Genomic DNA, 9,016 nt, shown 5'->3' on the forward strand with positions numbered 1-9,016 from the left:
GAATCCAGCACAATGTCAGCTCTCGAGGAAGATTACGCTCGACACCATGAGGTTGCCGTGTGCCAGCTCACCATGGGGTAATCGTCCCTGTTCACCGAAGGTAAAGGGCGTGATGAAGGGGATCTCACCCAGCCTCTGACTGAATTGACTGACGATGTCCCCCAGCCTGTCCCCCAGTGCCAGCCGACAACCGGCACAAAACACCACCAGGGCGCCAAAGGGGCGCATATTGCTCGCCATGCCATATTCAGGCTCGATATTCACCGCATTCAGGCTGCGCTGCAACAACCCTTCCTGGCTGCTGTACATGAGCAGCAGCCGCTCTCCCAGTCGGGTCTCGGTAAAGAGGCGCAGCCCCTCCCGCGCCGTCACAGCCTCGGGATGGGAGAGCTTGTAGTAGGGCAGGTCATCGAGCATGCCGACCTGACGGGCCAGTGGCGAAAGCGTCGTCTCCCTGAGGATGGGGCCCACCGGCCAGGGCGTCGCACGCTCGGTCCAGCGACCATAGACCCGGGCCGCCGGCTCGTGATCGATGGTCAGCACCTCCCGCCCGTCTATCCCGGTAATGATGCCGCGACACTCGGTGGGCACATAGCCTGAGTGAAACTGGAACGCCAGTTGGCAGTCGGGGTAAAGCACCGCCAACACGCACCCTTGTGATCCCTCTCCTTCGTCCCAGCACAGCTGCCACTGCCCGGCCACGCCGTCGTCTGCCGCCGACCCGCCGACGACGGGAACGGTCGCGCCAAACTCGGCGTCGATCCCCGCGAGCACAGCCTCCTCCAGCCCCGGGCTGGTGTGCAGCAACACGAGCTGCGGCAGCTCTCCCGGTCGGCCACCATCGGCGATGGCGCGGCGCAGCAATGCCCGCACATCCGGTTGATCCCCCATCTGGCCAGCCACGCCATAAGCCCCCTTGTCATCATAAAGGGCGGCGACCGACAGGCTCCAGCCATGCCGACCATGATGGCCATCCTGGGTCAGGATACCGCCGCAGGAGCTGCAACCGATCAGCCGGGTATCGGGAAAACGTGCCTTGAGCGCACGGCGCAGTTCCGCCGCCTCGTGTGCTTGGGTAAAATAGACCAGCAACAGCGATGGAACATGGGATGACTGGGCATGCAACCGCTCTGTAACTTGTTGGGCGGCCAGCGGGGTCGTCTCGGCAAGCGAGTGAGCCGTCAGGAAGTTCAACATCGTCTCCTAGGGGTACGGAATGCTGGCATCAAGCAAAAATCATACCCTTATCAAACAATTACCTGGCCATGGAGACTAGAATGGTGCTCACTGGCCTCCCACGGGATCACTGCATGTGGCAGAAAAATATCAATGACTTCGACCGGGTTGTCGCCATCGGCGGCGGGCACGGTATGGGCCGGGTGCTCTCTTCCCTGTCGTTCTTGGGATCCCGGCTGACGGGCATCGTCACCACCACGGATGATGGCGGCTCCACCGGACGCCTGCGCAAAAGCCAGGAGTGCATCGCCTGGGGGGATCTGCGCAACTGCCTCAACCAGTTGGTGACCACCCCCAGCATCGGTAGCCAGCTGTTCGAGCACCGCTTTACCGGCCGCGGCGAGCTGGCGGGCCACAACCTCGGCAACCTGATGCTGCTGGCCCTCGACAACCTCTGCGTGCGCCCCCTGGATGCCATCCGGCTCATCAGCGACATGCTGGAAATTGAACCCAATCTGCTGCCCATGTCCGAGCATCCCACCGATCTGTGCGCCCACACCGTCTGTGGCGATCAGATCCTGGGAGAGGTCTCCATCGATCAGCTCACCACACCGCCACGGGCCCTGAGCCTGAAACCGGTCGTGCCCGCCACGCGCGAAGCGGTCGAGGCGCTGAGCCAGGCCGACATGATCATCCTGGGGCCGGGTAGCTTCCTCACCTCCATCATGCCTCCTCTGCTGCTGCGCGAGATTGCGGAGGCGATCCGCAGCAGCCGTGCCATCGTCGTGTTCATCAGCAATCTGGTGGACGAAGAGGGTCCGGCAGGCCAGTTGTCACTGTCCAGTCAGCATCGTTGGCTGGAAGAGCGGATAGGCAGCGGCCGGATCGATGCCATTCTGGCTCCCGAGGGCCCCCAGGTACCCGAGCTGCAGCACTGCCTCGTTCGGGCCGAGCTGGGTGAAGCAGCCCTCCCCCACCGCCACGACCGCCTCAAGCTGCGGCTGGCACTCGACACCGTGATCCTGAGCAGGCTTGGCGAGCGCGACATGGCGGGCTGATGCCCTTCTGGATCAGTGAAACTGGGCCAGATGGGTGAAGACCTGGGGCAGGGAGTGCTCCAGCTCCGCCAGCAGTCTGCCGGCCTCTTGCTCATCTTCCCGGCGACAGGCGGACTCCAGATCCATCACCTGCTGATAGCTGGGTTTGGCGCCATAGCTGCCACAGGACGATTTCATGCTGTGGGCAACACGCGCCAGGGCTGACCAGTCCCGCTGCTCAAAAAGCGGTCTTAATTGGGCCAACTGCTCGCCTACCTCTTCGACAAACACCGAGATGACGACCGGCATCATCTCGTGACCGATATCATCTGCCAGTTGTCGCAGCACTTTCTGATCCAGCCACTCCATCTTCTCTTCCCTATGATGGTATTCAAACAGACCACAATATAGCGGACCCACAGCCCCGCTGTCACCCGCCCTTCGGGCATGCCCGTATCGCTCCGGATGCTCTTGGGACACCAGAATGTGAGCAGCTTCAAGTTATCGGTATGTCAGCCAGAATGGAGAGAGATAAAGGTTGTCACAAAATTAACATTAAAGTAACAATGCAACCCATGAGAATGATGCGGCTCAGCAACACCTCTCTCATCCCTTTTTGCCTGTATGGCTGCTGCGAAGAACCAGGGTAGACATCTACCCTGGTATTTTTTATTTCTGGTTCAACAAGTTGGCTGCATTGCCATATTCCAGCTCGCCCAGCCTGAACAGGCAGAACTCCCCGGGCACCATCTTCACCCAATTCTCGTTGCCGGTGAGCGGCCGGGTGGCGATCAGGGTCACCACATCGTTCGGCGTGGTTTCACTCTGAAAGTCGATGGCCACATCCTCATCCAGCAGACGGGCTTCGCCAAAGGGAGCCCTGCGCGTCAACCAGTAAAGATTGTTGCTGCAATAGGTCATCACGAACTCTCCGTCCGACAGCAGCATGTTGAACACCCCGAGCCCGCGCAGCTCGTCGCACAGGGTCGCGAGGTAGCGGAACATGGCGGGGAAATTTGCCGGCCGTTTGGGGTACTTGTGCTCCAGCCTGTCGAGCAGCCAGCAGAAGGCGTGCTCGCTGTCGGTGTCGCCTACCGGGCGGTGCCGCCCCGTGGGCAGCCTCTTGTAACCGGTCAACTGGCCATTGTGGGCAAAGGTCCAGTAACGGCCCCACAGTTCGCGGGTAAAGGGGTGGGTGTTTTCCAGGGAGACACACCCCCGGTTCGCCTGCCGGATATGGCTGACCACGGCACGGCTCTTGATGGGCAGTGCCTGGACCAGCTTGGCGATGGGAGACTGGGCGCTGGGTTCGGGATCCTTGAAGGTGCGAAAACCCCGCCCCTCATAGAAGGTGATCCCCCAGCCATCCTTGTGGGGACCGGTCTTGCCGCCCCGCAGCATCAGCCCGGTAAAGCTGAAGCAGATGTCGGTCGGCACATTGGCACTCATGCCGAGCAGTTCGCACATATACCATCCACTCCCTGAATGTCTTGACTCTGGTTTCGTCAATCAACCGTCACGGCTGGATGAGAGGGCCGGTATGGTCACCCATCCCCCCCTCTCAATCCCGGATCGTTGATTACTTGGCCATCTCTTTTTCAACCAGCTGGATCAGGATGTGGATCACCTTGATGTGCACTTCCTGGATGCGGTCGGCATAACCGAAGTGCGGTACACGGATCTCCACATCGGCCAGACCAGCCATCTTGCCGCCGTCCTTGCCGGTCAGGGCAATCACCTTCATCCCTTTGGCACGGGCCGCCTCGATGGCTTTGAGGATGTTGCCGGAGTTGCCGCTGGTGGAGATGCCGAGCAGCACGTCACCACGGCGGCCGACGGCCTCCACATAGCGGGAGAAGACATAGTCATAGCCAAAGTCGTTGGAGACGCAGGAGAGGTGGCTGGGGTCGGAGATGGCGATGCCGGCATAGCCTGGGCGGTTCTCGCGATAACGACCGGTCAGCTCCTCGGCAAAGTGCATGGCATCGCAGTGGGAGCCACCGTTGCCGCAGGAGAGTACCTTGCCTTCCTGCTTGAAGGAGTCGGCGAGCAGCCTGGCCGCCGCCTCGATGTTTTTCAGATTTTGCTCATCTGCCAGGAACGCCTGAAGCACGCTGGCAGCCTCGGTCAACTCGTTGCGGATCAGTTCTTGGTACATGGTTCTTGAAATCTCGTCGTCCAACATAGGGTGGCGGCATTGTCGCACAAGCCAGTCCAATCGTCGCCCCCCGCCCGCCAAGATGGGGCGGGCAGCGCGTTATGCCGATCACAGAGCCAAGGTAACGGGCTTGTAAACAGCTTGATAAGTTTGTGCGTATGAATTACAACAGAGGCCATATCCAACAGGTCAGACCTCTGGATCAGTTAACGCCAATTTCCCAACCTCGGCAATTCATGCAAGGAGCAAACAATGACGACGACCCTCACTCTGCTCGGGGTGATCCTGGTGATCGGCGCCATGGCCTATCGCCGTGCGTCCCTGTTCACCGCCACGCTTGCCACGGCCGCCGCCCTGGTCGCCGGTACCTTCTATGGCCATGTGCCCCTGCTGGTGTGGGCGCTGTTCGCGGTGATAGCCCTGCCCCTCAATCTGGTTGAGTTTCGCCGCAACCAGCTGACCAAGCCGCTGTTCAAGATCTACAAGTCCATCATGCCGGAGATGTCCCGAACCGAGAAGGAAGCCATCGAAGCGGGGACGACCTGGTGGGAAGCGGATCTGTTTGCCGGCAACCCGGACTGGAAGAAGCTGCACGCTATTCCGGTGAGCACCCTCAGCGCCGAGGAGCAGGCCTTCATGGACGGCCCGGTTGAAGAAGTGTGCCGTATGGTCAACGACTGGGAAGTGACCCACGAACGTGCCGATCTCTCTCCCGAGGTGTGGCAATACCTGAAGGACAACAAGTTCTTCGCCATGATCATCAAGAAGAAATACGGTGGGCTGGAGTTCTCCGCCTACGCCCAGTCCTGCGTGCTGCAAAAGCTGTGCGGCGCCAGCGCCGTGCTCGCCTCCACCGTCGGCGTTCCCAACTCCTTAGGGCCGGGGGAGCTGCTGCAACACTACGGTACTGACGAGCAGAAGGATTACTACCTGCCCCGCCTGGCTGTCGGCAAGGAGATCCCCTGTTTCGCCCTGACCAGCCCGGAAGCGGGTTCCGATGCGGGCTCGATTCCCGACTTCGGCATCGTCTGCAAAGGCGAGTGGGATGGGGAAGAGGTGCTCGGCATGCGCCTGACCTGGAACAAGCGCTACATTACCCTGGCTCCCATCGCCACCGTACTCGGCCTCGCCTTCAAGCTGCGTGACCCTGACCACCTGCTGGGTGAGGAAGAAGAGCTCGGCATCACCTGCGCCCTCATTCCGACCCACATCAAGGGGGTCGACATCGGCCGTCGCCACTTCCCGCTCAACGTGCCGTTCCAGAACGGCCCGACCCGCGGCAAGGACGTGTTTGTACCGCTCGACTTCATCATCGGCGGTCCGGCCATGGCCGGTCAGGGCTGGCGCATGCTGGTGGAGTGTCTCTCCGTCGGTCGCGGCATCACCCTGCCCTCCAACAGCACGGGCGGCGTCAAGATGCTGGCCCTGGCCACCGGTGCCTACAGCCGCATCCGTCGCCAGTTCAAGCTGCCGATTGGCAAGATGGAAGGGATTGAAGAGCCGCTGGCACGCCTGGGTGGCAACGCCTACATCATGGGCGCCGCCGCCAAACTGACGGTCACCGGCATCGATCTCGGTGAAAAACCCTCGGTCATCTCCGCCATCGTCAAGTACCACCTCACCGACCGCGCCCAGAAGTGCATCATCGATGCCATGGACATCCATGGCGGCAAGGCCATCTGCATGGGGCCGAACAACTATCTGGCCCGTGGCTATCAGGGGGCGCCCATCGCCGTGACCGTCGAAGGTGCCAATATCCTGACCCGCAGCATGATCATTTACGGTCAGGGAGCCATCCGTTGCCACCCTTACGTGTTGCCGGAGATGCTGGCAGCCAGCCACCCCGACAAAGAGCAGGCGCTGAAAGATTTCGACAAGGCGATGTTCAGCCACGTGGGCTTTGCCATCAGCAACCTGGTGCGCAGCTTCTGGCTGGGGCTGACCGGTGCCCGCTTCGCCGCAGCGCCCTACAAGGATCAGACCAAGGGCTACTATCAGCAACTATCCCGCCTCTCCGCCAACCTGGCCTTCCTGTCAGACATGGCGATGGGCACCCTGGGTGGCGAGCTCAAGCGCAAAGAGCGGGTCTCTGCCCGCCTCGGCGATGTGCTGAGCCAGCTCTATCTGGCCTCCAGCGCCCTCAAGCGCTATCAGGATGAAGGACGCCAGCAGGCCGACCTGCCGCTGCTGCACTGGGCACTGCAAGACGCCCTGTTCAAGGCTCAGGAAGCGATCGACGAGTTGCTGCGCAACTTCCCGAACCGCTGGATTGGTCTGGCCCTGCGCGCCATCGTGCTGCCCCTTGGTCGCGACCTGAAGCGTCCCTCCGACAAGCTCGACAGCCAGGTGGCCCGCCTGCTCCAGGTGCCAAGTGCCACTCGCAGCCGTCTGGCCGAGGGTCAATATCTGACGCGCGAGGAGGGCAACCCCTTCGGGCTGCTGGAACAGGCGCTGGACGATGTGCTGACCGCAGAACCGCTGTTTGACAAGGTGTGCAAAGCCGAAGGGAGCAAACGCCCCTTCACCCAGCTCGACAAGGTGGCAGAGGCGGGCCTGAGCCTCGGTGTCATCAATCAGGCCGAAGCGGACCTGCTGCGGCGCGCCGAGGAGAGTCGCCTTCGCACCATCAACGTCGATGACTTCGATCCCGTCGACCTGGTGGCCAACAAGGCACTGTTTGAAGCCTCCGCATATCACAGGGCAGCTTGATGCCTCTGATGCCAGAACGCCTCCCTTGTGGAGGCGTTTTTCATGAAAGGGCTGGTGGATGGCATCCGATACGAAGAAAGAGAAACCGACTGGATCATATTTTGGATATCAATCCGTTTCCTATATTGAATGAAGCGGTTAAGGTAAGCACAGGATCACACACAGGATTGCATAATGGATGATCAAATCCTGATTATTGATGATGAAGATCTTCCCCAATCAGCACCGCGTCCCGCCGGCTGGAAGGTGATGATAGTGGACGATGAACCCGAAGTGCATCGCATCACCAAAATCACCCTGAACAAGTTTGAATTCGACGGCAAGCCGATCGATTTTCTGCACGCCTACTCTGCGGCTGAAGCCAAAGCCTTGCTCGCCCTCACCCCGGATGTCGCCCTGCTGCTGCTCGACGTCGTCATGGAGGTCGATCATGCCGGTCTTGAGGTGGTCAAGTTCGTGCGTGACGAGCTGCAAAACAAGATGGTACGCATCGTGCTGCGAACCGGTCAGCCCGGCCAGGCCCCGGAAGATGACGTGGTGACCAACTACGACATCAACGACTACAAGGACAAGACCGAACTTACCTCCCAGAAACTGCGCACCCTGTTGCGCGCCAGCCTGCGTTCTTACCGGGACATCCGAACCCTTGAGAGCAATCGACAGGGGCTGGAGAAGGTCATCGAGGCGTCCAAGGGGATCTTCGAGCAGCGTGCCCTGCGCCAGTTCGTCGAAGGAGCCCAGACCCAGCTCAGCGCCCTGCTCAATCTGGAAGAGTCCCAGATTTACGATGTGAAACACCTGGCGTATGAGGTGCGGGATCAGGTGCTCGAGCCTCTGCTCAGCGATGGTCCCATGCTGCGCCTCGTCGATGCGCCGGAAATCCTGCGCTGTGCCATGGCCAAGGGAGCCAATGTCTACGATGGCAACCAGATGGTGCTCTATTGCCAGAATGCCCGTCATCACCTGCTGTTCCACATCGAGACCACTCGCCCGCTCAGCCAGATGGATACCGGGCTGCTGAGCCTGTTCACCGAAAACATCATAGTGGCGCTGGAGAATATCCGGCTCAACGAGGTGATCGGTGACAACCAGCGAGAGATCATCTATCGCATCGGCGAACTGGTGGAGAGCCGCTCGAAAGAGTCCGGCTTGCACGTCAAGCGGGTGGCCCTCTACACCGAACTGTTCTGCAAGCTGCTCGGCATGAATGAGGACAGGTGCGAGCTCATCAAGCGGGCCTCTCCCCTGCACGACATCGGCAAAGTGGGGATCCCGGACGCCATCTTGCACAAACCGGGCAAACTCACTCCCGAGGAGTGGGAGATCATGAAAACCCACGCCCAGCTTGGGCAGGACATGCTCTCCGGCAGTGACCTGGCCCTGTTCCAGATAGGCGCGACCATCGCGGGCAACCATCACGAGAAGTGGAATGGCAGCGGCTATCCCCGCGGGTTGAAGGGAGAGGACATTCCGCTGGAAGGACGCATCGTCGCCCTGGCGGATGTGTTCGATGCCCTGGGCTCGGATCGTTGCTACAAGCAGGCCTGGCCGCTGGATCAGGTGCTGGCGCTGATCAAGGAGGAGAAAGGAGAGCACTTCGACCCCCTCCTGGTGGACCTGATGCTGGCCAATCTGGAGAAGTTCCTCGATATTCGCGAGCAGTACAAAGACATCTATATCGGCGCTCACTGATATCGGATTCACCCCATCCACTTGCCACCATGAAGAAGCCGCCCATTGGGCGGCTTCTTTGCAATGTGCGCGGAATTATTGCTCCGGCAGATTGAGATCTAGTTTGGGGGTTGCTGGCGTCTCTTCAAGTTGCGCCTTCTGCGCCGCCATCGCCTTGTGCAGAGTGCGGCGCTTTTGCAGCAGAATGAAACCCCCCGCCCCCAGTAAGAGCAGCAACACGCCACCTCCCCCCAGCGCCCAGGGC

7 protein-coding genes and 1 pseudogene are annotated in these 9,016 nt (G+C 60.6%); 3 read left to right on the top strand and 5 right to left on the bottom strand.

What is annotated here, in order from left to right; translation table 11 throughout:
* Positions 1-15 precede the first annotated feature (15 nt).
* Entirely contained in the window at positions 16-1,197 is a 1,182-nt protein-coding gene (locus BN1120_RS18580; protein WP_041215518.1) for an FIST signal transduction protein, read from the bottom strand.
* Positions 1,198-1,310: 113 nt separating this feature from the next.
* On the opposite strand from BN1120_RS18580, the gene BN1120_RS18585 reads away from it, so the two are divergent.
* The gene (locus BN1120_RS18585) at positions 1,311-2,234 is read left to right on the top strand and encodes a gluconeogenesis factor YvcK family protein (protein WP_029314269.1); all 924 of its coding nucleotides are present in this window, start codon (positions 1,311-1,313) and stop codon (positions 2,232-2,234) included.
* A 12-nt stretch (positions 2,235-2,246) separates the two neighbouring features.
* On the opposite strand, the gene BN1120_RS18590 is transcribed toward BN1120_RS18585, so the two are convergent.
* The 3 genes from BN1120_RS18590 to lpcA form a co-directional block, all read right to left on the bottom strand.
* Positions 2,247-2,582 carry an Hpt domain-containing protein gene (locus tag BN1120_RS18590; protein WP_039038838.1) on the bottom strand — a complete coding sequence of 112 codons (336 nt, stop codon included), beginning with the start codon at positions 2,580-2,582 and terminating at the stop codon, positions 2,247-2,249.
* 300 nt (positions 2,583-2,882) lie between these two features.
* Positions 2,883-3,680 carry a class II glutamine amidotransferase gene (locus tag BN1120_RS18595; RefSeq protein WP_010674143.1) on the bottom strand — a complete coding sequence of 266 codons (798 nt, stop codon included), beginning with the start codon at positions 3,678-3,680 and terminating at the stop codon, positions 2,883-2,885.
* 112 nt (positions 3,681-3,792) lie between these two features.
* Positions 3,793-4,371: a D-sedoheptulose 7-phosphate isomerase gene (gene lpcA / locus BN1120_RS18600; protein ID WP_010674142.1), complete on the bottom strand. Its 579-nt coding sequence runs from the start codon at positions 4,369-4,371 to the stop codon at positions 3,793-3,795.
* Between the two features lie 252 nt (positions 4,372-4,623).
* On the opposite strand from lpcA, the gene fadE reads away from it, so the two are divergent.
* Both fadE and BN1120_RS18610 read left to right on the top strand, forming a co-directional pair.
* Entirely contained in the window at positions 4,624-7,080 is a 2,457-nt protein-coding gene (gene fadE, locus BN1120_RS18605) for an acyl-CoA dehydrogenase FadE (protein WP_042017477.1), read from the top strand.
* 174 nt (positions 7,081-7,254) lie between these two features.
* Complete coding sequence (locus tag BN1120_RS18610; protein WP_039038835.1) at positions 7,255-8,772, top strand: HD domain-containing phosphohydrolase; 1,518 nt, start codon at positions 7,255-7,257, stop codon at positions 8,770-8,772.
* A gap of 75 nt (positions 8,773-8,847) precedes the next feature.
* On the opposite strand, the pseudogene BN1120_RS21930 reads toward BN1120_RS18610, so the two are convergent.
* A pseudogene (locus BN1120_RS21930) lies at positions 8,848-9,016 on the bottom strand (TIGR03503 family protein); the annotation flags it as partial.

Origin of the sequence: Aeromonas caviae (genome assembly GCF_000819785.1) — a bacterium.
GTDB lineage: Bacteria > Pseudomonadota > Gammaproteobacteria > Enterobacterales > Aeromonadaceae > Aeromonas > Aeromonas caviae.

Coding starts and splice junctions, on each gene's coding strand:
- BN1120_RS18580 (WP_041215518.1), bottom strand. CDS start 1,197: ATGTTGAACTTCCTGACGGCTCACTCGCTTGCCGAGACGACCCCGCTG.
- BN1120_RS18585 (WP_029314269.1), top strand. CDS start 1,311: ATGTGGCAGAAAAATATCAATGACTTCGACCGGGTTGTCGCCATCGGC.
- BN1120_RS18590 (WP_039038838.1), bottom strand. CDS start 2,582: ATGGAGTGGCTGGATCAGAAAGTGCTGCGACAACTGGCAGATGATATC.
- BN1120_RS18595 (WP_010674143.1), bottom strand. CDS start 3,680: ATGTGCGAACTGCTCGGCATGAGTGCCAATGTGCCGACCGACATCTGC.
- lpcA (WP_010674142.1), bottom strand. CDS start 4,371: ATGTACCAAGAACTGATCCGCAACGAGTTGACCGAGGCTGCCAGCGTG.
- fadE (WP_042017477.1), top strand. CDS start 4,624: ATGACGACGACCCTCACTCTGCTCGGGGTGATCCTGGTGATCGGCGCC.
- BN1120_RS18610 (WP_039038835.1), top strand. CDS start 7,255: ATGGATGATCAAATCCTGATTATTGATGATGAAGATCTTCCCCAATCA.